The sequence below is a fragment of the Croceibacterium xixiisoli genome, from assembly GCF_009827305.1.
Taxonomy (GTDB): Bacteria; Pseudomonadota; Alphaproteobacteria; order Sphingomonadales; family Sphingomonadaceae; genus Croceibacterium_C; species Croceibacterium_C xixiisoli.
The window spans coordinates 42,075-65,525 of record NZ_WTYJ01000001.1 but is presented as its reverse complement, the minus strand read 5'-3'; the positions used below and the strand labels follow the sequence as shown (position 1 = coordinate 65,525).

Annotated in this window: 23 protein-coding genes; 12 read left to right on the top strand and 11 right to left on the bottom strand. The window is 64.6% G+C overall.

Annotated features, from left to right (window positions below; all coding sequences use genetic code 11):
* The first annotated feature begins 161 nt into the window (after nucleotides 1-161).
* From hemE to GRI97_RS00300, 9 genes are all read left to right on the top strand, one after another.
* Entirely contained in the window at nucleotides 162-1,184 is a 1,023-nt protein-coding gene (gene hemE, locus GRI97_RS00340; RefSeq protein WP_161389177.1) for a uroporphyrinogen decarboxylase, read from the top strand.
* A gap of 32 nt (nucleotides 1,185-1,216) precedes the next feature.
* On the top strand, nucleotides 1,217-1,660 hold the full coding sequence (locus GRI97_RS00335) for a CopD family protein (RefSeq protein WP_161389176.1): 444 nt from the start codon (nucleotides 1,217-1,219) through the stop codon (nucleotides 1,658-1,660).
* 242 nt (nucleotides 1,661-1,902) lie between these two features.
* Entirely contained in the window at nucleotides 1,903-3,159 is a 1,257-nt protein-coding gene (gene rho / locus GRI97_RS00330; protein ID WP_161389175.1) for a transcription termination factor Rho, read from the top strand.
* A gap of 196 nt (nucleotides 3,160-3,355) precedes the next feature.
* Nucleotides 3,356-3,652, top strand: a complete 297-nt coding sequence (locus GRI97_RS00325) for a DUF6489 family protein (protein ID WP_161390729.1) — start codon at nucleotides 3,356-3,358, stop codon at nucleotides 3,650-3,652.
* 8 nt (nucleotides 3,653-3,660) lie between these two features.
* Nucleotides 3,661-4,938: a tRNA uridine-5-carboxymethylaminomethyl(34) synthesis GTPase MnmE gene (gene mnmE / locus GRI97_RS00320; protein WP_161390728.1), complete on the top strand. Its 1,278-nt coding sequence runs from the start codon at nucleotides 3,661-3,663 to the stop codon at nucleotides 4,936-4,938.
* An 86-nt stretch (nucleotides 4,939-5,024) separates the two neighbouring features.
* Complete coding sequence (gene mnmG / locus GRI97_RS00315; RefSeq protein ID WP_161389174.1) at nucleotides 5,025-6,914, top strand: tRNA uridine-5-carboxymethylaminomethyl(34) synthesis enzyme MnmG; 1,890 nt, start codon at nucleotides 5,025-5,027, stop codon at nucleotides 6,912-6,914.
* A complete protein-coding gene (rsmG, locus tag GRI97_RS00310; RefSeq protein WP_161389173.1) occupies nucleotides 6,911-7,528 on the top strand; it encodes a 16S rRNA (guanine(527)-N(7))-methyltransferase RsmG in 618 nt (205 codons plus the stop codon). Before mnmG ends, rsmG begins: the two co-directional genes overlap by 4 nt.
* Nucleotides 7,529-7,532: 4 nt before the next feature.
* Nucleotides 7,533-8,312: a ParA family protein gene (locus GRI97_RS00305; RefSeq protein ID WP_161389172.1), complete on the top strand. Its 780-nt coding sequence runs from the start codon at nucleotides 7,533-7,535 to the stop codon at nucleotides 8,310-8,312.
* Complete coding sequence (locus tag GRI97_RS00300) at nucleotides 8,309-9,307, top strand: ParB/RepB/Spo0J family partition protein (protein ID WP_161389171.1); 999 nt, start codon at nucleotides 8,309-8,311, stop codon at nucleotides 9,305-9,307. Before GRI97_RS00305 ends, GRI97_RS00300 begins: the two co-directional genes overlap by 4 nt.
* A gap of 46 nt (nucleotides 9,308-9,353) precedes the next feature.
* Here GRI97_RS00300 and GRI97_RS00295 read toward each other — a convergent pair whose 3' ends face one another.
* Both GRI97_RS00295 and GRI97_RS00290 read right to left on the bottom strand, forming a co-directional pair.
* Nucleotides 9,354-10,301, bottom strand: a complete 948-nt coding sequence (locus tag GRI97_RS00295; protein ID WP_161389170.1) for a glycine zipper 2TM domain-containing protein — start codon at nucleotides 10,299-10,301, stop codon at nucleotides 9,354-9,356.
* A gap of 118 nt (nucleotides 10,302-10,419) precedes the next feature.
* Nucleotides 10,420-10,902, bottom strand: coding sequence for a GAF domain-containing protein (locus tag GRI97_RS00290; RefSeq protein WP_161389169.1), 483 nt, complete (start codon nucleotides 10,900-10,902; stop codon nucleotides 10,420-10,422).
* 71 nt (nucleotides 10,903-10,973) lie between these two features.
* On the opposite strand from GRI97_RS00290, the gene GRI97_RS00285 reads away from it, so the two are divergent.
* Entirely contained in the window at nucleotides 10,974-12,437 is a 1,464-nt protein-coding gene (locus GRI97_RS00285) for a PQQ-dependent sugar dehydrogenase (RefSeq protein WP_161389168.1), read from the top strand.
* 40 nt (nucleotides 12,438-12,477) lie between these two features.
* On the opposite strand, the gene GRI97_RS00280 is transcribed toward GRI97_RS00285, so the two are convergent.
* On the bottom strand, nucleotides 12,478-13,317 hold the full coding sequence (locus tag GRI97_RS00280; RefSeq protein WP_161389167.1) for an ATP-binding protein: 840 nt from the start codon (nucleotides 13,315-13,317) through the stop codon (nucleotides 12,478-12,480).
* Nucleotides 13,318-13,343: 26 nt separating this feature from the next.
* On the opposite strand from GRI97_RS00280, the gene GRI97_RS00275 reads away from it, so the two are divergent.
* Nucleotides 13,344-14,291, top strand: coding sequence for an L-threonylcarbamoyladenylate synthase (locus GRI97_RS00275; protein ID WP_161389166.1), 948 nt, complete (start codon nucleotides 13,344-13,346; stop codon nucleotides 14,289-14,291).
* A 135-nt stretch (nucleotides 14,292-14,426) separates the two neighbouring features.
* On the opposite strand, the gene GRI97_RS00270 is transcribed toward GRI97_RS00275, so the two are convergent.
* From GRI97_RS00270 to GRI97_RS00240, 7 genes are all read right to left on the bottom strand, one after another.
* Entirely contained in the window at nucleotides 14,427-14,969 is a 543-nt protein-coding gene (locus GRI97_RS00270) for a demethoxyubiquinone hydroxylase family protein (protein ID WP_161389165.1), read from the bottom strand.
* 16 nt (nucleotides 14,970-14,985) lie between these two features.
* Nucleotides 14,986-15,321 carry a hypothetical protein gene (locus GRI97_RS00265; RefSeq protein WP_161389164.1) on the bottom strand — a complete coding sequence of 112 codons (336 nt, stop codon included), beginning with the start codon at nucleotides 15,319-15,321 and terminating at the stop codon, nucleotides 14,986-14,988.
* Nucleotides 15,322-15,433: 112 nt separating this feature from the next.
* A complete protein-coding gene (locus GRI97_RS00260; protein ID WP_328598462.1) occupies nucleotides 15,434-16,114 on the bottom strand; it encodes a GIN domain-containing protein in 681 nt (226 codons plus the stop codon).
* Between the two features lie 301 nt (nucleotides 16,115-16,415).
* On the bottom strand, nucleotides 16,416-16,949 hold the full coding sequence (locus GRI97_RS00255; protein WP_161389162.1) for a CarD family transcriptional regulator: 534 nt from the start codon (nucleotides 16,947-16,949) through the stop codon (nucleotides 16,416-16,418).
* 269 nt (nucleotides 16,950-17,218) lie between these two features.
* Nucleotides 17,219-17,557: a ferredoxin FdxA gene (gene fdxA, locus GRI97_RS00250; protein WP_161389161.1), complete on the bottom strand. Its 339-nt coding sequence runs from the start codon at nucleotides 17,555-17,557 to the stop codon at nucleotides 17,219-17,221.
* On the bottom strand, nucleotides 17,554-17,865 hold the full coding sequence (locus tag GRI97_RS00245) for an RNA-binding S4 domain-containing protein (protein ID WP_161389160.1): 312 nt from the start codon (nucleotides 17,863-17,865) through the stop codon (nucleotides 17,554-17,556). Before GRI97_RS00245 ends, fdxA begins: the two co-directional genes overlap by 4 nt.
* Before the next feature lie 21 nt (nucleotides 17,866-17,886).
* Entirely contained in the window at nucleotides 17,887-20,418 is a 2,532-nt protein-coding gene (locus GRI97_RS00240; RefSeq protein ID WP_328598461.1) for a helicase-related protein, read from the bottom strand.
* A 239-nt stretch (nucleotides 20,419-20,657) separates the two neighbouring features.
* Between GRI97_RS00240 and GRI97_RS00235 the strand changes: the two genes are divergently transcribed.
* Nucleotides 20,658-22,244, top strand: coding sequence for a M23 family metallopeptidase (locus GRI97_RS00235; protein ID WP_161390726.1), 1,587 nt, complete (start codon nucleotides 20,658-20,660; stop codon nucleotides 22,242-22,244).
* A gap of 43 nt (nucleotides 22,245-22,287) precedes the next feature.
* On the opposite strand, the gene GRI97_RS00230 is transcribed toward GRI97_RS00235, so the two are convergent.
* Entirely contained in the window at nucleotides 22,288-23,337 is a 1,050-nt protein-coding gene (locus tag GRI97_RS00230) for an NAD(P)-dependent alcohol dehydrogenase (protein ID WP_161389159.1), read from the bottom strand.
* Nucleotides 23,338-23,451 lie beyond the last annotated feature (114 nt).

Genomic DNA, 23,451 nt, shown 5'->3' with positions numbered 1-23,451 from the left:
CAATGATTCATTGACGCGGCGCGAGCATGAGTCGGGTAACCGGCAACCCCTGTTCAGCCCGGGAGAAATCGGGCAAGGGCGCGCTTTCCCCGATATCCACAGGGCCAACAGAGTCCTGAATCCTTATCTCAATATAATTTATTATTTTGATTGGACCCGCGATGCCCGGCTTGCTTCTCGAAACCCTGCGCGGCCACAATGGCGCGATAAAGCCGGTCTGGCTGATGCGTCAGGCAGGCAGATATTTGCCCGAATACAGGGCCTTGCGCGCCGAAAAGGGCGGATTTCTGGAACTGGTGAACGACAGCGAGGCCGCCGCCGAGGTGACCATCCAGCCGATCCGCCGGTTCGGGATGGATGGCGCGATCCTGTTTTCCGATATTCTGGTGATCCCACATGCGCTGGGCCAGAAGCTGGAATTCCTGGCCGGCGAAGGACCGCGCTTGTCGCCCCCGCTGATAGACAGCGCGCTGGAGGCGCTCACAGCCGTGCCAGAGCGGCTTGAGCCGATCTATCGGACCGTGAGCCTGGTGCGTGGCCTGTTGGGCCCTGAGACGACGCTGCTGGGCTTTGCCGGGAGCCCGTGGACCGTGGCCACCTACATGATCGCGGGCGAGGGCAGCCGCGATCATCATGCGTCCCGCGCATTGGCCTATCGCGACCCGGCAGCGGTGCAGGCGATCATCGATGCGATCGTGGATTCAACCGTGATCTATCTGTCGGGCCAGATCCGCGCCGGGGCCGAGGCGGTGCAATTGTTCGACAGCTGGTCTGGCAGCCTGGCCCCGCATGAATTCGAACGCTGGGTGATCGCGCCCACGCTGCGGATCGTGGAAGCGGTGCGGGCGCTGCATCCCGATACGCCGATCATCGGATTTCCCAAGGGTGCAGGGGAGAAACTGCCGGCCTATGCAAGGGAAACCACGGTCGATGCGATCGGGGTGGACGAAACGATCGATCCGGTCTGGGCGCATCGCAATCTGCCGGCTGATCTGCCCGTGCAGGGCAATCTGGATCCGCTGCAATTGCTGGCCGGGGGGCCGGGGCTGGAAACCCATGCGCGCGACGTGCTGGCGGCATTCGAAGGCCGCCCCCATGTGTTCAACCTGGGGCATGGCATCGACAAGGAAACCCCCATTCCCCATGTCGAACGCCTGCTGGAGATTGTTCGCCAGGGGGGATGACGCCGGGCGCGACGACAACTACATTTCCAATCATGCAGGACGTGCTCGCGATGACCTATATATGGCTCAAGGCCGGTCATATCATTTTCGTGATCTTCTGGATGGCCGGGCTGTTCATGCTGCCCCGGCTGTTCGTCTATCATCAGGAAACCGCCCCCGATTCCCCGGACAATGCTGTCTGGATCGACCGCGAGCGGCGGTTGCTGAAGATCATCATGCTGCCATCGATCATCGTGGTGTGGGTGCTGGGCCTGTTGCTGGCGCATGTGACTGGCGCCTTCACCCAGGGCTGGTTCCATGCCAAGCTGATGCTGGTGCTGGTGCTGTCCGGCTATCACGGGTTCCTGTCGTCCTATGCCAGGAAGCTGGCGCGGGGCGAGCGGAGCCTTTCCGGCAAGGCGCTGCGGATGCTGAACGAAGTGCCGGGCGTTGCCGCAGCGCTGATCGTGATCCTGGTGGTGGCCAGACCTTTTTGATGAGGGATCCTTTCTGACGATGGGGCCCTTCTGATCCGGGGCCTCAAACAAACCGCTGCGGCCTGCATCCGGTCTGAATCTGCGGCGGATGGAAATTTTCCTGCGTGATTGCGAATTGACGCCATCACGGGGAGGCCATATTTTGCGCCTTCTCCGGCTGAGGCTGCCATTCTTCGCGCAGCCGGGTCTGCTTTCTCCAAGCCCTTAGACCTGCCGGCTTCTCACTGATCTGGAAATATCTCATGCATTTGAAAGAACTGAAAAAAAGAGCGCCGGCTGAGCTGGTGTCCATGGCCGAGGAGCTCGGCGTGGAAGGGGCATCGACCATGCGCCGGCAGGATCTGATGTTCGGCATCCTGAAGGAAGTGGCCGAAGAGGGCGAAGAGATCCTGGGCATCGGCACGATCGAGGTGCTGCAGGACGGTTTCGGGTTCCTGCGTTCGCCGGAGGCGAATTATCTGGCCGGCCCCGACGATATCTATGTGTCGCCCAATCAGGTCCGCAAATGGGGCCTGCGCACCGGTGACACGGTAGAAGGCGAAATCCGCGCCCCGCGTGACGGCGAGCGCTATTTCGCGCTGACGAAGCTGCTGAAGGTCAATTACGATGATCCCGATGCCGTGCGTCACCGGACCAATTTCGACAATCTGACCCCGCTCTACCCCGAGGAACGGCTGGTGCTCGACACGGTCGATCCGACCGTGAAGGACAAGAGCGCGCGGGTGATCGATCTGATCAGCCCGCAGGGCAAGGGCCAGCGCGCCCTGATCGTGGCGCCGCCGCGCACCGGCAAGACCGTGCTGCTGCAGAATATTGCCAAGGCGATCACGGACAACCACCCCGAAGTGTTCCTGCTGGTGCTGCTGGTCGATGAACGCCCGGAAGAAGTGACCGACATGCAGCGCAGCGTGAAGGGAGAGGTGATTTCCTCCACTTTCGACGAACCCGCGAGCCGCCACGTGCAAGTTGCTGAAATGGTTATCGAAAAGGCAAAGCGCCTGGTCGAGCACAAGAAGGACGTGGTGATCCTGCTGGATTCCATCACCCGCCTGGGCCGCGCCTACAACACGGTCGTGCCGTCTTCGGGCAAGGTGCTGACCGGTGGTGTGGATGCCAATGCGCTGCAGCGGCCGAAGCGTTTCTTTGGTGCGGCGCGCAATATCGAGGAAGGCGGTTCGCTGTCCATCATCGCAACGGCGCTGATCGATACCGGCAGCCGGATGGACGAAGTGATCTTCGAAGAATTCAAGGGCACGGGCAATTCGGAAATCGTGCTGGACCGCAAGGTGGCGGATAAGCGCATCTTCCCGGCGCTGGATGTCGGCAAGTCCGGCACGCGCAAGGAAGAGCTGCTGGTGCCCAAGGAACAGCTTTCCAAGATGTGGGTGCTGCGCCGGATCCTGATGCAGATGGGCACGGTGGATTCGATGGAATTCCTGCTCGACAAGATGAAGGATTCCAAGACCAACGAAGACTTCTTCGCGACGATGAACCAGTAATAGCGCTGCCCATCCGGGCGGTCACCGAAATCGGCCCCGTTCCCGATGGAGCGGGGCCGATTGCGTGCCAATTGCCGGCCAATGACGGCGAGGCTGGAAATAGCCGGTGGGTGGTCCATATAGTGGTGGCAGATTGTGCGCGTGAACCCGCCAACGGGCAGCGTGGTGCGATCCTTGACTGGAGAAGGTGCCCGCTATGAAAGTGCATGTCGAAATCGACTGTTCGCCGGAAGAAGCCCGCCGTTTCATGGGGCTGCCCGATGTCGAGAAGGCCAATGCGGCCTATGTCGAAGCTGTCACACAAGCGATGAGTGGCGGTATGGCGGGTGGGGGTGCCAACAGCCTCGACCAGCTGGAAGCCTATGCCAAGCAGCTGGCGCCGATGGGCCAGATGGGGCTGAAGATGTTTCAGAATTTGATGGACAGCGCCGCACGGCAGGCAACGGCGTTCGACCCGAGCAACACCACCGACAAGGACAAGCCCAAGGGCTGATTTTCACGATCATGGATACGATCTTCGCGCTTTCGAGCGGTTCACCGCCGGCGGGGATTGCCGTGATCCGGATCAGTGGGCCGCTGGCCGGCGATGCGCTGCAGGCGCTGGCGGGACGCATGCCGCCGCCGCGCATGGCCAGCCTCGCACGGTTGCGCGATGCCGCCGGCGCAGTGCTGGATGAAGCGCTGGTGCTGTGGTTTCCCGGGCCGGCAACGGTGACCGGGGAAAATCTGGCTGAACTGCATCTGCATGGTGGCCGGGCCGTGGTCGCGGCGGTGCAGGCGCGTCTGGCCGCGATGGCGGGACTGCGCGCGGCGGAGGCGGGGGAATTCACCCGGCGGGCCTTTGCCAATGGGCGGATCGATCTGACCGAGGCCGAAGGGCTGGGGGATCTGCTGAGCGCGGAAACCGAACTGCAGCGCCTGGCGGCGATGGATCTGATGGGCGGATTGCTGTCTCGCAAGGTGGAAGGCTGGCGCGATCGCGTGCTGATGCTGTCGGCGCGGATCGAGGCGGTGCTGGACTTTGATGATGAAGACGATGTCGCCGACGTGCCGCCGGGCTTTGCGGGGGAGGTCGAGGCGCTGGCTCAGGAATTGCGCGATGCGCTGATGGCACCGGCCGCCGAGATGCTGCGCGAAGGGTTTCGCGTGGCCTTGGCCGGGCCGCCCAATGCGGGCAAATCGACCCTGTTCAACGCGCTGGTGGAAAGCGATGCGGCGATCACCGCGCCAATCGCGGGCACCACGCGCGATGTGCTGTTGCGATCGGTGGCCTTGGGCGGGATCGCCTTCACCTTTATCGACATGGCCGGGCTGCGCGACGAGGGCGCCGATGACATCGAAGCGATCGGGATTGAACGCGCCGAGCGGGAGATTGCCCGCGCCGACCTGGTGCTGTGGCTGGGCGATGAAGGCGAAGGTCCGGCTGATAGCTGGGAAATATCGGCAATGCGCGATGATGTGGCGGCCGCGCGCAAGCGGGAGGCCCGCCATTACATCTCTGCGCGATCGGGTGAGGGGATGGATGGGCTGCGGCGCGATCTGATTGGGTTTGCTGCTGCGGCCATGCCCAGGCCAGGCGAGGCGGCGCTCAATCGGCGGCAGCGGGACCTGCTCGGTGATGCCGAGCGGGCGCTGGTGCTGGCGAGAGGGCAGGGCGATCTGTTGCTGCTGGCCGAAGCGCTGCGGGCATGCCGGGTGGCGTTTGACCGGCTGATCGGCAGGAGTGCGACCGAGGATGTGCTCGACACGCTGTTCGGTCGGTTTTGCATCGGAAAGTAGATGTTCCACGTGAAACATCGGTTCGCACGCGATGGGGGGCCGGCAGGTCTTGGCGTTCGCGAGCGCGGGGCTTACAGGGCCAGAGCATGAGCACATTCGATGTTATCGTGGTAGGGGGTGGCCACGCCGGTTGTGAAGCTGCGGCGGTCGCAGCCCGGATGGGCGCGCGCACGGCGCTGGTGACATTCGACCGTACGGCGCTGGGGGCGATGAGCTGCAACCCGGCGATCGGTGGATTGGGTAAGGGGCATCTGGTCCGTGAGGTCGATGCATTTGATGGGCTGATCGGGCGTGCGGCGGATGCGGCGGCGATTCATTATCGCATGCTCAACCGGTCCAAGGGCAGCGCGGTTTGGGGGCCGCGCATCCAGGCCGATCGGAAGCTGTTCCGCGCGGCAGTACAGGCGATGCTGGTCGCGCTGCCGACACTGGCCGTGGTGGAGGGCGAAGCGGTGGCGCTGGTGGAATCCGGCGGCACCGTTTCTGGCATCGAATTGGCGGATGGCGGTATGCTGAGCGCTGGCGCGGTGGTGCTGTGTACCGGGACATTTCTGGGCGGGACTTTGTTCCGTGGGGAAGAGCGTTTGACCGGTGGGCGGATCGGCGAAAGCTCGGCGTTGCGGCTGGCTGAACAGCTGCGCGAAGCGGATCTGCCGATGGCGCGGTTGAAGACGGGGACGCCGCCGCGGCTAGACGGGCGAACGATCAATTGGGCGGTGCTGGATGAGCAGCCGTCGGACGACGATTTCTGGACCATGTCCTCGCTGTCGCGCGAACGGGTGAACCCGCAAATCTTCTGCGGCATAACCCGCACGAATGAGGCGGGGCATGCGATCATCCGGGCCAACCTGCATCGATCACCGCTGTTCACCGGCGCGATCGGGGCGACGGGGCCGCGCTATTGCCCGTCGATTGAGGACAAGATCCATCGCTTTGCCGATCGCGATGGACATCAGATCTTCCTCGAGCCGGAGGGGCTGGATACGCCGTTGGTCTATCCCAATGGCATCAGCACTTCCCTGCCGGCCGATGTGCAACTGGCTTTCCTGCGCACGATCTTGGGGTTGGAACGGGTGGAAATGGCGGTGCCGGGTTATGCGGTCGAGTATGACCACATCGATCCGCGTGCGCTGGGGCGGGATCTGCAGTTGCAGGCGATGCGCGGATTGTACTGCGCGGGGCAGATCAACGGCACGACTGGATATGAAGAGGCGGCGGCGCAAGGGTTGATCGCGGGGATGCATGCAGCCTGTGCTGCCCTGCAGCGAGAGCCGGCGGCGATCGATCGGGGCAACAGCTATATGGCGGTGATGGTCGACGATCTGACGCTGCATGGGGTGAGCGAGCCCTATCGCATGCTGACCGCGCGGGCCGAATATCGTCTGCGACTGCGGGCCAGCAATGCCGACACACGGCTGACCCCGCTGGCGCTGGCCGCCGGATGCGTGGGTGCGGAACGGCAGCAGTGGTTCGCCCAGCGCTGTTCCGTGCGGGACCGGTGGCAGGGTGCACTGGCGCGAGAGGTTTCCGCCAATGAGCTGGCTGGGGCAGGGATGGGGGTGCGGGCCGATGGCACAAGGCAAAGCCTGTTTTCCTGGTTGCGCTTCCCCGAAGTGTCGCTGTCCGGGCTGGCGCCATGGCTGCCCGATGATCTGGACCAGGGTGACGAGCTGGCGGCCGAGATCGCCGAGGATGGGTTTTATGCACCCTATCTGCAGCGGCAGGACAGCGAGCTGAAAGAACTGCGGGCCAGCGATGGTGTGCAGCTGGGACATGGATATCCCTTTGCCGAGGTGCCCGGACTGTCACGTGAAATGACCGAAAGGCTGTTATCCTCGCAGCCGGCAACATTGGCGGATGCGGGTCGGATTCCCGGAATCACACCCGCCGCGCTGGCGGCTCTGCTGGTCCATGCGAAGGGGAGGAGCAGGGCGTTGAGCGGCACGTCGGATATTGCAACGGTGACAGGCGAATGATCGAGACAGAAGCACAGGCCCGGGAATATTGTGCGACGCTGGTCAGCGATGCCCAGCTGGCGGCGCTGGCCCGGTTTGTCGAAATGCTGGTGGCCGAAAATGAACGGCAGAATCTTGTGTCCGACGCGACGCTGGCGTTGGCTTGGCAACGGCATATTGCGGATTCGCTGCAACTGATCGAATATGTTCCACGTGAAACATCGGTGTGGCTGGACCTCGGGACAGGGGCGGGGTTCCCGGGTATGGCGGTGGCTATCGCGCTGTCGGAACGGCCGGTCGTACTGGTAGAATCCCGCAAGCGCCGGGTCGAATGGCTGGAATCAGTGATTGCCGAGCTGGGCCTGACGCAGTGCCGGGTGATCGGTTCCAAGCTGGAAGATGTCGAATCCATGCCGGCAGGAGTGATCTCTGCGCGCGCATTCGCACCCCTGGACAAGCTGCTGCGATTATCTGCCCGCTTTTCCACACGGGAGAGCATTTGGCTGTTGCCCAAGGGGCGAAAGGCAGCGCAAGAACTGCAGGAACAGCCTGCCAATATCCGCGCGATGTTCCACGTGGAACAATCGAAAACCGATCTGCAGGCCGGTATTCTTGTCGGCAAAGGGGCTCCGTAAAACCATGATCCGGATTGCCATCGCGAATCAGAAGGGCGGGGTGGGCAAGACCACATCGGCCATCAACATTGCCACCGCCATGGCCGCTTCCGGCTGGAAGACGCTGCTTATTGATCTCGATCCGCAAGGCAATGCCTCGACCGGGCTGGGAATCGGTGCCGCGCTGCGCGACATGTCCAGCTATGATGTGCTGGTCGATGGGGCGCCGGTCGCCGATTGCATCGTGCCAACCTCCATTCCCGGGCTCGATGTGCTGCCGGCAACGGTGGACCTGAGCGGGGCCGAGGTCGAGCTGGTGATGCGCGACAAGCGTACATCCCTGCTGGACGCGGCGCTGGCCGGCCATAACGGGCATGATGTCTGCTTCATCGATTGCCCGCCTTCGCTCGGGCTGTTGACGCTCAATGCGCTGAGCGCGGCCGATACGCTGCTGGTCCCATTGCAGTGCGAATTCTTTGCGCTGGAGGGGTTGAGCCAGTTGCTGCAGACGGTTGAACAGGTGCAGCAGAGGTTTAATGCCGATCTGGGCATCATCGGCGTGGTGCTGACCATGTTCGACCGGCGCAATCGCCTGACCGACCAGGTGGCCGACGATGTGCGGGAGTGCCTGGGCGGGCTGGTGTTTGAATCTGTGATTCCGCGCAATGTCCGCCTGTCGGAAGCGCCGAGTCATGGGTTGCCGGCGCTGGTGTATGATCATGCCTGCGCAGGCAGTAAGGCCTATATGGCACTGGCGCGGGAGCTGATCGGGCGCCTGCCGCCACAGAAAAGGGAAGCCGCATGACCAGTGAGGAAACCAAGGCCGCTGAGTCGGCAGCTCCAGCGCCGGCTCCGGCGCGCCGGAAGCTGGGCAAGGGCCTTGGCGCGCTGCTGGGTGATGTGCGTCGCGAACAGCCGCTGAGCCGACCCACGAACGGACTTGGCGGCGAAGCGGGCGATGACGCGGCGGGCGACCAGGGCATTCGGACCAGTGATGGGCTGGCGAACCTGCCTGTCGCGCTGATCGAACCGCATCCCGAACAGCCACGGCGGCATTTCGACGAAGAGGCGCTGAACGAATTGGCGGCGTCGATCGCCTCTCGCGGAGTTATTCAGCCGGTAATCGTTCGGCCGATAGCCGGGGGACGTTATCAGCTGGTCGCAGGTGAGCGACGCTGGCGCGCGGCGCAGAAGGCGCGGCTGCACGAAATCCCGGCGTTGATCCGCGAACTGGCTGAACGCGATGTGATGGCTCTGGCGCTGATCGAAAACATCCAGCGCGAAGATCTCAATCCGGTTGAAGAAGCGCGCGCCTATCAGAGGCTGGCCGAATTCGAGGAAATGACCCAGGCGGAGATCGCCCGGCTGGTCGAAAAATCCCGCAGCCATGTCGCCAATCTGCAGCGTCTGCTGAGTCTGCCCGCAGTGGTGCTCGACCATGTCGAACAGGGGCGGCTGGACATGGGCCATGCCCGCGCACTGATCGGGCACGAGCAGGCCGAGGAACTGGCCGAGCGCGCAATCACGCAAAAGCTGACCGTGCGCGATGTCGAGAAGCTGGCGCGCCGCAAGCCGGCGGAAAATGGTGGCGGTGAACGACGTCAGGCGCGCCAGGCGCGGAGTTCATCCGCGCAGGATGCCGATATCGCAGCGGTCGAGAACCATCTGGAGGAATTTCTCGGCCTGCCGGTGAAGATCGCGATCGATGACGATCCCAAGCAAGGGTCGGTGACGATCCGCTATCGCACGCTCGACCAGCTGGATCTGATCTGCCAGCGATTGACCGGCGGCGACATCTGAGACCGATATGAAAGGGGCGCCGCCGGCGCCCCTTTTTTTTGGCAGATCAGCGGATCGGTACGCGCTTGTCCGGCATGACGCGGCGGATGGTCCGGCGCGGGGCGGGGCGTGCCGCAGGACGCTCCTCGATCACTTCTTCTTCAACAATTTCAATATCTTCCACGATATACTCGCGGGGTGCGGAATAGCGGTAGGTGGTGGTGATCGGCACCGGGACCATCATCACCGGATAGCCATAGCCGTATCCATAGGCCTGATGGCCATAGCCCGGCTGCCCATAGGAATACGCGCCCTGTTCGTAGCGATAGAGGTAATCCTCGCATTCGTCATAACGGCGTTCGTCGTCGCGCCGGCGATTACCGCGATCGATCGCGTCACCGGCGACCGCGCCGGCCACACCGCCGACACCGGCCCCGATCGCCGTTCCAGCAAGGCGATTGCCGCGCCCGCCGACCCGGTTGCCAATCACGCCGCCGGCGACCGCGCCGACCACGCCGCCGATCACACCACCATTGCTGCGCCTGCCATTGTCGTAATCGGCATCGCCATAATTGGCCCGGCAGGCGTCGATCCAGTCTGCGCGGGCATCGGGGGAATAGCCATAACGCGCGCCATGCCCGTCGTTGCGGTAGCCAACATCGCCATGGAGACGGCGCGCGCCGCGCGGGGCCCGTTCGCGCCAGCGGCGATCGCCTTCGCGATAGAGTTCGTGCTGGCCGTCTTCGGAAACGAAGCGTCTCTGGCCGTGGAACACGCCGCGATATTCGGCGTCATATTCTTCCCCGTCCGCACCGACATAGCTGCCCGTCCAGACACCGCGATAGCTGTCCCGATCATCCCAGCTGCCGTTCCATTCCCCCACCCATTCACCATCTTGCGCTTGGGCCTGAGTTTCGGCGGGATAGGGGGCGGGGGTCGGATCATTGGCCAGCGCCGGAGATGCCGCCAGCAGCAGCGAGGCGGCGGTGAGCAAGGGCAGGGATCGGTTGGTCATGGACAGGGTTCCTCAGGCACATCGGGCAGGTGCGCCCCGCCGCCATATAGCCCTCAATCTAGTATGACGTCATGACGTCATGCAAAAGCCCGGTTTGCCCCGTCCCGAAACGGGGCGATCAGATCCGCATGGCGATCCGCTGCGCAAGCAGTTCCACACCCGCCTGATCATCGCCATCGAACCGGCCCGTGCGCGGACTGTCTAAATCAATCACCGCAATCACCCGCCCATCGCGCAGCACCGGGACGACCAGTTCGGATGCGCTGGCGGCATCGCAGGCGATATGACCGGGGAAGACATGCACATCGGGCACCAGCACGCTGGCGCCGCTGGCCGCCGCGGTGCCGCACACGCCCTGGCCCATGGCAATGCGGATGCAGGCCGGCTTGCCGCAGAACGGGCCCAGCACCAGCTGATTGTCCAGCACGCGGTAGAAACCGGCCCAGTTGAGATCGGGCACCCATTGCCAGATCAGCGCGGCGACATTGGCCATATTGGCGACGCCATCGGACTCTCCAGCGGTCAGGGCATCGGCGGCGGAGGCGAGATCGGCATAGAGATCGGCCTTGGCGGCGGCAGGGTCAGGTGAAAAATCGAACATTTCGCTGCTCTACCGCGAAATGCCGCTGAGCGGAATTGCCGCCCGGCCATGCGTGCATTAGGTTTGCGCGCATGAGCATCCTTCGCAAGATCGGTATCGGCCTGCTGGTCGTGGTTTTCCTTGGCGCTGCAGCGATCTGGTGGATCGTGCGGGGCGATCCGGCCACCCTGCCGCTGGAGGATGTCACCGGCACCGATCCGGTGCTGGCCGAACCCAATCCGCAGACCATCCCGACCGTGGGCGTGATGAAGCCGATCGGCTGGGGCGAGGGTGAAGCGCCGACCGTGGCCGAAGGGCTGGTGGTCAATCGCTTCGCCACCGGGCTGGCGCATCCGCGCACCATGTTCACCATGCCCAATGGCGATATCATCGTGGCGCTGACCAATGCGCCCGCGCGCGTGGTGGCCGGCGGAGGGATCACCAATTTCGTGGCCGGTATCCTGTTCAGCCGCGCCGGTGCGGCCGATCCGTCCGCCAATCAGCTGGTGTTGCTGCGCGATGCCGATGGCGATGGCGTGGCCGAACAGACCCATGTGCTGCGCGAAGGGCTGGAATCGCCGTCCGGCATCGGCTGGCGCGACGGCAAGCTGTATGTCGCCAATCACAACGCCGTGCTGCGGTTCGATTATGCCGAAGGCGCCAATCGCGTCGAAGGACAGCCCACCAAGCTGATGGACCTGCCGGCGGCGGGCAATCACTGGATGCGCAATCTGATCATCAATGATGATGGCACGCGACTGTATGTCGCCGTCGGTTCCGCCTCCAACATTGCCGAAGGCGGGATGGAGGCGGAAGAAGGGCGCGCGGCGATTCACGAACTGGATCTGACCAATGGCCGTTCGCGCATCTACGGCGCGGGCCTGCGCAACCCCAACGGGCTGGCGTGGAACCCGTGGACCGGCGAATTGTGGACCACGGTCAACGAACGCGACATGCTGGGATCCGACCTGGTGCCCGATTACCTGACCAATGTGCCGGTGGGCGTGAACTATGGCTGGCCCTGGGTCTATTGGAAGAACATCTTCGACGACCGTGTCGAACATCCGATCCCCAACTTCCTGACCGAATATACCCGCCGTCCGGAATTCGCGCTGGGCCCGCATGTGGCGGCGCTGGGGCTGACTTTCACCCGCGAAGGCACGACCATGGGCGACAATTTCGGCCATGGCGCCTTCATCGCGCGGCATGGTTCGTGGAATCGCAAGCCGCTGGCCGGATATGACGTGGTGTTCGTGAAATTCGACGATCGCGGCAATCCGGTGGGCAAGCCGGTCAATGTGCTGAGCGGTTTCCTGGCCAGCGACAGCGAAACCCATGGCCGCCCGACCTGGGTTTCGTGGGACCGGACCGGCGCGCTGCTGGTGACCGACGATACCGCCGGGGTGATCTGGCGCGTGACAGCGCCGGGGGCCAAGCCGGCAGCGGCGCAGCAGCGGATCACCGGCACGTCATTGCCGCCGGTGCGCGAACTGCGCGGCAATCCGGCCGATGCCTTCATCAATCCGCCGAGCGATATCCAGCCCGGCGGTCTGTAAAAAGGGCGGTGTCTGAACAGGGTAGGGCGGCAGAACTCGGTCAGATGGACCGCGATGAACGGCCCGCCAATTCGGTGATGTAATGACGCGCGACGCGGCCCGAACGGGCGCCGCGTCGCTTGGCCCATTCCAGCGCATCGTGATCATCTATGGCCAGGCCGTATTCGGTGGCATAGCCGTGCAGCATGGCCAGATAATCATCCTGTGACACGGCATGGAAGCCGAGCGAGAGGCCGAAGCGATCGGCCAGGGCTAGCTGATCATCCTGCGCATCGCGCGGATTGATGGGATCATCCTGTTCCGCCATGTGGCGCGAGACGATCGCGCGGCGGTTGGCGGTCACCGCCAGGCGGACATTGGCCGGGCGTGCTTCCACGCCGCCTTCCAGCCAGCTGCGCAGATGGCGCGGGCCGACACTGTCCCCCTCCGCAAAGCCGAGATCGTCGATGAAGACGAGGAAGTTGCGCGGAATGCCCGCCAGGGCCGCAAACAGCGCCGAAAGCGAGGTGAGGGCATCGGTGCCGACCTGGACCAGCGCGATGCGGCTGGCATCGCTTTGCTGCGCCGCGCTGACCGAGGCGCGCACCAGCGCCGATTTGCCGGTCCCGCGTGCACCCCAGAGCAGCATGTCATGCGCGGCGTGACCGGCGGCGAGGCGTTCGACATTGTCGGCCACCGCCTGTTTCTGCCGCTCTATGCCCTGCAGCAAGCGCAAGGGCTGGGCATCGAACGCCGTAACCGGGCGGGCACCGCGTTCCGACCAGACATAGGCCGGGGCGGTCAGCCAGTCCGGCTGTTCGGCCGTGGGTGGGGCCATACGCTCCAGCGCGGAGGCGATGCGGGTGAGGATCTGCAGTGAGGGATCGGCTTGGTCATTCATGACCGGTTGGACTATAGCGCCCCACGATGAGCGGCAAGCAGCGAACCGAATGGATTGCGCCCGATGCGGCGGGGATTGCCCTGGCCGTCGATCGGCTGCGCCAGGGCGCGCTGGTCGCGGTGCCGACCGAGACGGTGTACGGGCTGGCCGCGCGGGCCGACAGCGAAACGGCAGTGGCGGCGATCTATCGCGCCAAGGGGCGGCCCGATTTCAACCCGCTGATCGTGCATGTGCCCACGCTGGCGGCGGCCGAGCAGCTGGCGCAGTTCGATGCGCGGGCGCAGCTGCTGGCACAGCATTTTTGGCCCGGGCCGCTGACTCTGGTGCTGCCGCGTCAGCCCGATGGCCCGGTGGCGCCAGCGGTGACGGCCGGTCTGCCGACCATCGCCCTGCGCATGCCGGCGCATCCGGTGATGCGGGCGCTGCTGGAACAGGCGGCGGTGCCATTGGCGGCGCCATCGGCCAATCGCAGCGGAGCGATCAGCCCGACGCGGGCGCAGCATGTGGCCGATTCGCTGCCGCAGGGATTCGGATCGATTCTGGATGGAGGGGACTGCGCGCAGGGCGTCGAATCGACCATCGTTGCCCTGAGGCCCGACGCGGGGTGGACCGTGCTGCGGCCCGGCCCGATTCCGGGCGAAGAGCTGGCACAGCTGCTGGGCCCGGGAATGCCGCGCAGCGAAGCGGCGGGCATCGAGGCGCCGGGCCAGCTGGCCAGCCATTACGCCCCGGGCAAGCCGGTGCGGCTGCGGGCCACGGCGGCAGAGCCGGACGAGTTCCTGATCGGGTTCGGCGCGCTGGCGGGGCACAGCAATCTGTCAACCCAAGGCGATCCGGCCGAAGCGGCCGCGCGGCTTTACGCCTGCCTGCATGAAGCGGCGGCATCGCCGTTTCCACGCATTGCCATTGCGCCGATCCCCGAGGGCGGCATCGGTGCGGCGATCAACGACCGGCTGCAGCGCGCGGCGGTGTAATCACGGGTGAGGCGGGCTGTTGGCCGGGAGGCTTAAAGCGATTTCCAAGCAGGTGGAATCACCTGCTGATTCGGAAATTGCGGCAAACAAAGGGAATTAGAGCGGAGATCCGATGCAATCGGATCGAAAACCGCTCTAGAGCCGCATGCCGAGCCAGATGACGGCCTCTGTCGATGCCGTCACGATCGCGTCAATCAGGCGAGTCGAGAGGCTGGATTGGCTGATCCGGCTGGCCGACAGATCGTGATGTTCCTGCTCATCGATCAGAATCAGCCGCAGCAGGTCGGTCGCGGGTTGGTCGATCCCCTGTAAGACTGCGACCTGTTCCTGCATGTGGCGCAGTACCACGCGCTCGATTGCGACGGTGGTTGCCGCGATAGCGCGCTGGCCCGCCAGGCCGGTTGCGAAACCCAGCGTGAAGCCGCCCAAACCGCAGAGCAGATAGCTGCGACAGCGCGAGCAGCCCCGGCGGGACAGCTCTGCACCGAAGAGCGCGCGATGCGATCGTTCATGCGCAATGAAATGATCGAGTTCTGCCACCATCTGCGGCGCGCGCCATCGGGCAAGCCAGCGCTGGGTGCGATAGATGCACACCGCGCCATGTTCGCCCGCATGATCGACCTTCATGATCCGATCGCCGAGCGTTTCACCCCGGCTGAGAGACCCGGTCAGCGCCATCCCCGAGGGCGTCCGCTCAGCGGCGGGCAGGTTCGACGGGAATGCTGGGGCGCAGCGCGGTCATTTCATCATAGATGACGCGGGCTTGGTCGCAGGCATCGGCGCGGCCCTGTTCGCAGCGCTGGGTCTGCCGCGCGTAATCGCGTTCCAGCTGGCCATAACGTTCTTCCCGGCGGCGGAGTTCTCGGCCGCGATTCTCATCCGCTTCGGATTGGCTGGTGGTGGCCAGATCGACGCCCTTGCTGGCGATCCTGACCGGAGCGGTAACGACACCCACGGCGGCCTTGGCCAGGCATCCGCCCAGCAACAGGCTGGAGGTGAGGGCGAGAATCAGGATCGGGGTGCGCGGCATGACCAATTCCTTCCGTCGGGCTCTATGCCCTGATGGCGGAAGGGGCACAATCATCCGTGCCGCGCGGTCAAAGAATTGCGTCCATTGGGGGGCCGGGGGCGGTGGATGGAGATCAGTGCGGCCGTTCGCAGACCACCCGGCCTGATCCCAGACCACTGATACGGCAGCGTGCATTGCCGTGCAGGATGACCTTGCCCGATCCCAGGATGGTGACATCGACATCGCCGTCACAGCTGAGCGCAACCCGACCCGATCCAGCCATGGTAACATCCGCCTTGCCCGCCTTCAGCCCCGCCAGTTCGGCGTGGCCGCTGCCGAGTACCGAAAGATGGACCTGTTCCGCCATGCCCGTGCCGGAGAGGCGCCCGCTGCCGGCCAGGGTCACTTCCAGTCGTTCAGCCTCAATGCTGTCGATCTGCAGCCGTCCAGATCCCGTGAGGGTAAGCGCGGCATTTCCGGAAAGGGCGGTGGCGGACAGATCGCCAGATCCGGCCAGAGCCAGCGCACGCGGCATGATCGGGGTGGTGATGCGCAGGGTTGCAGGCTGGGCCGAACATCCCGGAGCCCGGCTGATGCTGAGCGTGCCATCGATAAAGGCAAAGCGCAGCCCGTCATGCAGGGCGGTGGTGTCATCGCTTGCCTCATCCACGCTGATAGTAAAGCTTTCCCCCTGGCAGATGGCCACATGATCGGGACCGATGACGATTACTTCGCCTGGCAGTTCTTCCGCAGGCGTGTCCTCCCCGATATCGAGTCGGTCGAGCGGAACGGCCTTGCCGAGATTGAAATCCACCCGGCCTTCCCTGTATCCACCATCTTTGAGCCCATTGGCTATGCTGGCCGCCGTTGCCGCGATGGCGGGGCCGATTGTAGAGCCCAGGGCCTTGAAAAGATTATCGAGTCGCATCGGCCTGTCCTGTGTTTGTGTGTTAATGCAATAATACGCTTTGGTCGTAGGCAATGCCATTGCACTGGTCGGACAGGATCGGTTGTTGACCGATGATGCCGGCGGGCATCCGGGCAGAGGGGTGACAAAAGAAAAGGGCCGCCCCGAAGGGCGACCCCATTTGTGATCCGGAGATCGATAACGCGGATTATGCGTCTTCGGTGCTGTCGTAATACTGGGGTGCATGCTTGCGCAGCACGTCCAGGATCTTGTTCAGCGCAGCCGGTTCATCCGTCTTTTCCATGGCGGCGAGTTCGCGCGCCAGGCGGCTGGAAGCGGCTTCGAAGATCTGCCGTTCGGAATAGCTCTGTTCCGGCTGATCGTCAGGGCGGAACAGGTCGCGGGTCACTTCGGCGATCGATACCAGATCGCCCGAATTGATCTTCGCTTCATATTCCTGCGCGCGGCGCGACCACATGGTGCGCTTGACCTTGGGCTTGCCCTTGAGCGTTTCCATGGCTTCCTTCAGCGTCTTGTCGCTGGAAAGCTTGCGCATGCCGATCGCTTCAACCTTGTTGACCGGAACGCGGAGCGTCATCCGCTCCTTTTCAAAACGCAGCACATACAATTCGAGCTTCATGCCAGCGATTTCTTCGCTCTGCAGCTCCACGACTCTACCTACACCATGCTTGGGATAGACAACATAATCGCCGACGTCGAAGCCGGGGGCATTTGCAGCCATTGAGAGTCCTTTCGTTCCGGCAGGAACGCCGCACGCGTAAAAGGCAACATGGCCGCACGACTGATCGGCGACCCATGACACCCTTGATGTAACGCTGCTGGCGGGGAAACCTGCCTTCCTAGTTCGCCCGCAACCCGTAAGAAGGGCAGCAGGTGATCGGCTATATAGCAGATTCGTAACAATTCCGCCAGCCCCGCACGATTCGGAGCTGGCGGCGCGCCAAAGCGCCCATTTCAGCGGTCAAACCGGCCCGCAGGCCGAAACGCCAATCAATCGCCTTCGCCCGGTTCGGCGGAGAAATAGGTGTCGAACTTGTCCTGGATGGCCTTGAATTCATCCGCGTCAGCCGGCGCATCCTTGCGCTGGGTGATGTTCGGCCATTCGGCGGAAAATTTGGAGTTCAGTTCCATCCATTTTTCCAGCCCGCCTTCGGTGTCGGGAAGGATTGCTTCTGCCGGGCATTCGGGTTCGCACACGCCGCAGTCGATACATTCGCTGGGATTGATCACCAGCATGTTTTCGCCTTCGTAGAAGCAGTCAACCGGACATACTTCGACGCAGTCGGTATATTTGCATCGGATGCATGCGTCGGTGACGACATAGGTCATTGGTGCGCCTTTCCTTCTTCCTGGCGGCAGTCGGGGCCTGCTATGGCGATAGTTCGCCCAGCGTCAAGCATACGATAGCAGGCCCGGGCCTCCTCTGCCGGGCCGCGACGCTCCGGCAAAGAAAGGATTTCTACCACACAGACGCTTTGCATTAGGGGCAGGGTCAGCACGTCGCCCGGCATCACTGCCGTATCCTGCCCCGTGATACGCCTGCCATTCAGCCGCATATGCCCCTCTGCCACCCATCGCTGCGCGAGCGTTCGCGACTTGGAAAAGCGGAGAAAGAACAGCAGCCGATCGATCCGCATCCGCGCGTTGCCTCGAAAAGATCAGCGCATCAGATCGGCCAGGGCGGCGAAGGCACTGCCTTCCACGGCCACGGCAGCGCGATCGGTGCGGGGCGGGGCCTTGTCCTTGCGCGGCGGGCGCCAGCTCCAGCGTTGCGGGGCGGGCGGACCAAAGGCGCCTTCCACCAAGGGGCGGACCTGGCCGGGCCGGAAACCGGCATCGCGCATCAGCCGCTGGAAATTGTCGGGCAGCAGCCCCATCGAGGTCGGCAGAGCCACATCGACGGTAAAGCCGAGATTCTGCGCGGCCTGCCTGGCGCGCTGTTCATATGCGGCGCGAAACAGCTTTTCCGCCATATCGACGCGGACCGCCTGGTCGCCGGCGCGGCGATAGCCGGCCGGCACATGCTTGCCGCCTTCGATCACGGCCTCCATCGCCGGGCGCACCGGGCGCCGATCGGCACCGATCGCCTGCAGCAGCCGGCGCGGGGCAGGCTTGAGCAGCGCGGGGACGAAGACATCGAGCGCGCCGATCGTCACGCCCAGCCGGCGGAGCAGCGGGCGCTTGTCCTTGGGAATCTGGGCCAGGCCCGCGGATTCGCGCTGCACATCGCCATTGCGATCGACCAGCGTCAGCAGCAGGGCGCGCACTTCGCTGCCCGCTTCGGGATCGCGGGCAGCATCTTCCAGCTTGCGCAGCGGGGTCAGCGGGCTGAGCGCCTTGTCCAGCCACGCTTGCAGGGCGTCGGTCAAGCGGGTCCGCTCGGCCGAGGGCAGAACGGCGAATTCCTTGGCCAGAACCAGGCGCGGCAGGCTGGGGGATTTGCCGCGTTCGAGCACGGCCATGGCGCGCCCGTCGCGGCGCAGCTCCCCCTGTTCGAGCACCAGATCGCCCAATTCGCTGCGCAGCATGGCATCGGCCTTTTCCGCCAGCAGTTGCGGCATATGCCGTTCGGCGGCGGCGAGCATCAGCTTGCGGTCTTCATGCCCGGCGGTCGGATCGACCACGAAACGGAAGCCGTCGAGCCGGCCGATCGTTTCGCCTTCGACCTTCACCTGGTCATCCTGTTCCAATGTCACCCGCAAAAGACCTGCATCCTTTCCCAATCCGCGCATCAATACCGCCGTCCGGCGATTGACGAAACGTTCCGTCAACCGCTGGTGCAGCGCATCGGACAGACGCGCTTCGGCAGAGCGGGCCCGGGCTGCCATTTCATCCCGCGCCAGCACCCAATCCGGTCGCTGGCAGATATAGGCCCAGCTGCGGATTGCGGCGATACGGCCCTGCAACGTGTCGATATCGCCGTCAACACGGCCGAGTTCACCAATGCGCGCCGCGACATAGTCTGCGCCGATCTGGCCATGACGCAGATCGCGCCACAGGCGACCGACGAAACGGGCGTGGGCATCCACCCCCTGCTGCCGGAAATCGGGCAATTGGCAGGTTTCCCAGAACCGCCGGATCTGCCCCGGGGAAGACAGGCCTGTCGCCGTGGCAGGATCTTCGGCCAGCCGCTTGAGCACCGCCAGATCGATCGCTTCAGGCGCGGGCGCCAGCTGGGGTTCGTCCGGCCGGGCCTCCAGATCGGCGATCAGCACCGCCAGGCTGCTGAAGCGCGGTTGCGGTTCGCGCCAGAACAGCTTGGTCATCGGGGCGAAGCGGTGGCTTTCGATGCCGAAGATCTCATCCTCGGTGAAGCCGGGGGCATCGCGGCCATGGCTGCCGGCCAGTGTACCGAAGGTGCCATCCTGATGGTGGCGCCCGGCGCGGCCGGCGATCTGAGCCATTTCTGCCGGGGTCAGGCGCCGCTGCCGTTGACCATCATATTTGCTGAGCGAGGCGAAGGCGACGTGATGGACATCGAGATTGAGCCCCATGCCGATGGCATCGGTGGCGACGATGTAATCCACCTCCCCCGATTGGAACAATTCCACCTGGCGGTTGCGCGTTTCCGGGCTCAGCGCGCCCATCACCACCGCCGCCCCGCCGCGAAACCGGCGCAGCATTTCGGCCACGGTGTAGACCTGTTCCACCGAGAAGGCGACCACGGCGGAGCGTGGCGGCAGGCGCGACAGCTTGGTAATGCCGACATGGGTGAGGGTGGAAAAGCGCGGGCGGGTTTCCACCTCCACACCCGGCAGCAAGGCGCGCACCAGCGGTTCGATGGTGGAAGAACCCAGCAGCATGGTTTCTTCGCGCCCGCGCGCATGCAGCAGCCGATCGGTGAAGATATGCCCGCGTTCGCGATCGCCGGACAATTGCACTTCATCCAGCGCGACGAAGGCATGGCCGCCCCCGTCGCGCGGCATGGCCTCCGCCGTGCAGAGGAAATAGCGCGCGTTGGGCGGTTCGATCCGTTCTTCCCCGGTGATCAGCGCAACCTGGGCATCGCCCTTGATCGCGCGCACCTTGTCATACACCTCCCGCGCGAGCAGGCGGAGCGGGAAACCGATCGCGCCGCTGGAATGGCCGCACAGACGTTCGATGGCGAGATGGGTCTTGCCGGTGTTCGTCGGGCCGAGCACCGCCCGCAGACGGCCGCCGGATAAGGGGGAGACGCGGGGGGATTTCACGGGCTGTATAGTGGCGACGCACAAAGCCCGCGGCAAGCCGTCTGCGGCATTTCCCCACCGCTGGCCGCCTGCGGCTGGCAATCCGGCGCACTTAATGGCAATTTTACTTTATTCGCCTAGCCGCTTTGGTCAGGGTTAATGTGACAGCGGTATGGCGCCGGGTGGCGCTGGCCGCGTTGCAGGAACCCCGCGCGGCCGCACGGAGAGCGTATTTGTTCGAGAACAGGGCATTTGACGGCATGGTGCCGCTCCACGCGGGGGCGGCCGTGCCGGGTGACATGTCTGGCATGGGGGTGGGACATCACCCCACGCGCGTGCGCTATGCCCGCTCGCATGGTTTGGCGGATCGCTATTCTTCCTGGAAACGGCAGCTTTCCAACCGCATTGCCGCGATCGATCTGGCGCCCGATCTGGCCCGGGACATCGGTTCGCGCCGCTGGATGCGCGGCGCCGCCACGCTGATCGGCCTGTCGGCGCTGGCGCTGGCGGCATGGCCCGATTTTTCCGCCGTCGCAGCCGCCCCGGCGAGCAGTTTCGACAGCGATGTGCGCGATGAATTCCGAAGCCAGATGATCATGCCGCTGGCGCTGGGCGCGGACAGCGGCCGGCGCATGGGCGCGACCAATGCGGTGGTGCAGTTGGCCAATGCGCCCGAACGGCCCAATCTGGACCTGGCGAGCACGCTGGCCCGCGGTGACAGTTTTGACCGCATGCTGCGGCGCGCGGGCGTGGGGGAGGCGGAGGCCGGGCAGATTGCCGGCCTGATCGCCAGTGCCATTCCGCTGGCCGATATTCCCGCCGGAACGCAGGTGGACATCACCCTGGGGCGCCGGCCCACCGCCGATGCGCCGCGCCCGCTGGATGCGCTGTCTTTCCGGGCGCGGTTCGATCTGCAGCTGGCGGTGGAGCGGCAGGATGGCCGGTTGCGGCTGATCCCCAAGCCGATCCGGGTCGACACCACTCCGCTGCGGATTCGCGGTGTGGTCGGTTCCAGCCTCTATCGTTCGGCCCGCGCCGCCGGGGCGCCGGCCAGCGCGGTGCAGCAATATCTGCGCGCGATCGGTGCCGAAATGGATATCGAAAGCGGCATCGCCAGCCGCGATGAATTCGACATCATCGTCGATTACAAGCGCGCCGCCACCGGCGAGGTGGAGGCCGGGAGGCTGCTGTTCGCCGGGCTGACGCGCGATGGCAAGCCGCGCAAGCAATTGTTGCGCTGGGGCGCGGATGGGCGGTTCTACGAAGCGTCGGGCGTAGGGGAGATGCGCCAGGGGCTGATCGCCCCGGTGCCGGGCCAGGTTTCTTCCAATTTCGGCATGCGGCGCCACCCGATCCTGGGGTACAAGCGGATGCACCGGGGCATGGATTTCCGCGCCGGCCATGGCACGCCGATCTATGCGGTGACCGATGGCGTGGTGCAGTTTGCCGGGCGCAGCGGTGGTTACGGCAATTTCGTCAAGCTGGGGCACAATGCCGGGCTGGCCACCGGCTATGCGCATATGAGCCGCATCGCGGTGCGGTCGGGCCAGAGCGTGCGGCGCGGGCAGGTGATCGGTTATGTCGGATCGACCGGCCTCTCCACCGGACCGCATCTGCATTACGAGATGTATCGCAATGGTGTGCCGGTGAACCCGGCCAGCGTGCGCTTCGTCACCCGGGCGCAGCTTTCCGGTTCGCAGCTGAGCGCCTTCCGCGCGCAGCTGGCGCAATTGCAGCGGATTACCCCGGGTGCAGCGCTGAACAGTCTGGAACAGGATAGTGCCGTGGTGGAAGATCGCCCGCTGCGCGAAATCGATCGGCTGGAACGGCGCCAGGCCAGCAATTGATTGACCGGCCCCGCCAGCGGCGGAACCGGTCAGATATGCGTGATCAGGCCGCCAGCGAGGCGTTGTCGATCACGAAGCGGTATTTCACATCACCCTTGAGCATACGTTCATAGGCATCGTTGATATCCTGCGCCTGGATCAGTTCGATATCCGACACGATCCCGTGTTCGGCGCAGAAATCCAGCATTGCCTGGGTTTCGGGGATGCCGCCGATCATCGATCCGGCAATCGCCCGGCGGCGGGTGATGAAATTGAACACATTGGGCGAAGGATGCGGGGTGGCTGGTGCGCCGACCAGCACCATGGTGCCGTCCCGCTTCAGCAGGGTGAGGAAGGCATCGAGATCATGCGGCGCGGCGACCGTGTTGATGATCAGGTCGAAACTGCCGGCATGGGCGGCCATTTCATCACCATTGCGCGACACGACGACTTCGGTTGCGCCCAGTTTCAGGGCTTCGTCGCGCTTGGATTCCGACGTGGTGAAGGCCACCACATGGGCGCCGAGCGCGTGGGCGAGCTTCAACCCCATATGGCCGAGCCCGCCGATGCCGACGACGCCGACCTTCTTGCCCGGGCCGGCCTGCCAGTGGCGCAGCGGCGACCAGGTGGTGATGCCGGCGCAGAGCAGCGGGGCCACGGCGGCGAGCTGATCGGCCGCATGGGTGATGCGCAGCGCATAGCGCTGATGCACGACGATCTGCTGCGAATAGCCGCCGAGCGTGTGGCCGGGGGCATCGTCGGTGGGCGAATTGTAGGTGCCGACCATGCCGTCGCAGTAGTTTTCCAGCCCGTCATCGCATTCGGCGCAATGCTGGCAGCTGTCGACGATGCAGCCGACCCCGACCAGATCGCCCACGGCCAGCGTGGTGACGTCCGATCCGGTGGCGGAAACTCGACCGACGATTTCATGGCCGGGAACGCAGGGCCACTGGGTGCCGGCCCATTCGCCGCGCGCCTGATGCAGATCGGAATGGCAGATGCCGCAGAAGGCGATGTCGATCTGCACATCCTGCGGCCCCGGGGTGCGGCGGGTGATGGTAAGGGATTCGAGCGGCTGATCCCCGGCGTGCGCGCCATAGGCCTGGATGGTCATGAAGATGCTCCTGTTTGTGCGCTGCACAAGATGGGGGGCAGGGCTGGTCAGTCAACAGCTGGCGGCGTGGGGTGGGACAATCGGTCGCATTGCCCGCAAGCGTGAATTGCGGCA

What these genes read in the sequence shown, in the direction of transcription:
- GRI97_RS00270 (WP_161389165.1), bottom strand. Translation starts at nt 14,969, where the DNA reads ATGGCGCTGACCGGGTCTCTCAGCCGGGGTGAAACGCTCGGCGATCGG.
- hemE (WP_161389177.1), top strand. Translation starts at nt 162, where the DNA reads ATGCCCGGCTTGCTTCTCGAAACCCTGCGCGGCCACAATGGCGCGATA.
- GRI97_RS00325 (WP_161390729.1), top strand. Translation starts at nt 3,356, where the DNA reads ATGAAAGTGCATGTCGAAATCGACTGTTCGCCGGAAGAAGCCCGCCGT.
- GRI97_RS00335 (WP_161389176.1), top strand. Translation starts at nt 1,217, where the DNA reads ATGCAGGACGTGCTCGCGATGACCTATATATGGCTCAAGGCCGGTCAT.
- GRI97_RS00275 (WP_161389166.1), top strand. Translation starts at nt 13,344, where the DNA reads ATGAGCGGCAAGCAGCGAACCGAATGGATTGCGCCCGATGCGGCGGGG.
- GRI97_RS00280 (WP_161389167.1), bottom strand. Translation starts at nt 13,317, where the DNA reads ATGAATGACCAAGCCGATCCCTCACTGCAGATCCTCACCCGCATCGCC.
- GRI97_RS00245 (WP_161389160.1), bottom strand. Translation starts at nt 17,865, where the DNA reads ATGCGGATCGATCGGCTGCTGTTCTTTCTCCGCTTTTCCAAGTCGCGA.
- GRI97_RS00255 (WP_161389162.1), bottom strand. Translation starts at nt 16,949, where the DNA reads ATGGCTGCAAATGCCCCCGGCTTCGACGTCGGCGATTATGTTGTCTAT.
- GRI97_RS00295 (WP_161389170.1), bottom strand. Translation starts at nt 10,301, where the DNA reads ATGACCAACCGATCCCTGCCCTTGCTCACCGCCGCCTCGCTGCTGCTG.
- GRI97_RS00265 (WP_161389164.1), bottom strand. Translation starts at nt 15,321, where the DNA reads ATGCCGCGCACCCCGATCCTGATTCTCGCCCTCACCTCCAGCCTGTTG.
- mnmG (WP_161389174.1), top strand. Translation starts at nt 5,025, where the DNA reads ATGAGCACATTCGATGTTATCGTGGTAGGGGGTGGCCACGCCGGTTGT.
- fdxA (WP_161389161.1), bottom strand. Translation starts at nt 17,557, where the DNA reads ATGACCTATGTCGTCACCGACGCATGCATCCGATGCAAATATACCGAC.
- GRI97_RS00305 (WP_161389172.1), top strand. Translation starts at nt 7,533, where the DNA reads ATGATCCGGATTGCCATCGCGAATCAGAAGGGCGGGGTGGGCAAGACC.
- GRI97_RS00230 (WP_161389159.1), bottom strand. Translation starts at nt 23,337, where the DNA reads ATGACCATCCAGGCCTATGGCGCGCACGCCGGGGATCAGCCGCTCGAA.
- GRI97_RS00290 (WP_161389169.1), bottom strand. Translation starts at nt 10,902, where the DNA reads ATGTTCGATTTTTCACCTGACCCTGCCGCCGCCAAGGCCGATCTCTAT.
- rsmG (WP_161389173.1), top strand. Translation starts at nt 6,911, where the DNA reads ATGATCGAGACAGAAGCACAGGCCCGGGAATATTGTGCGACGCTGGTC.
- GRI97_RS00300 (WP_161389171.1), top strand. Translation starts at nt 8,309, where the DNA reads ATGACCAGTGAGGAAACCAAGGCCGCTGAGTCGGCAGCTCCAGCGCCG.
- GRI97_RS00285 (WP_161389168.1), top strand. Translation starts at nt 10,974, where the DNA reads ATGAGCATCCTTCGCAAGATCGGTATCGGCCTGCTGGTCGTGGTTTTC.
- GRI97_RS00235 (WP_161390726.1), top strand. Translation starts at nt 20,658, where the DNA reads ATGGTGCCGCTCCACGCGGGGGCGGCCGTGCCGGGTGACATGTCTGGC.
- rho (WP_161389175.1), top strand. Translation starts at nt 1,903, where the DNA reads ATGCATTTGAAAGAACTGAAAAAAAGAGCGCCGGCTGAGCTGGTGTCC.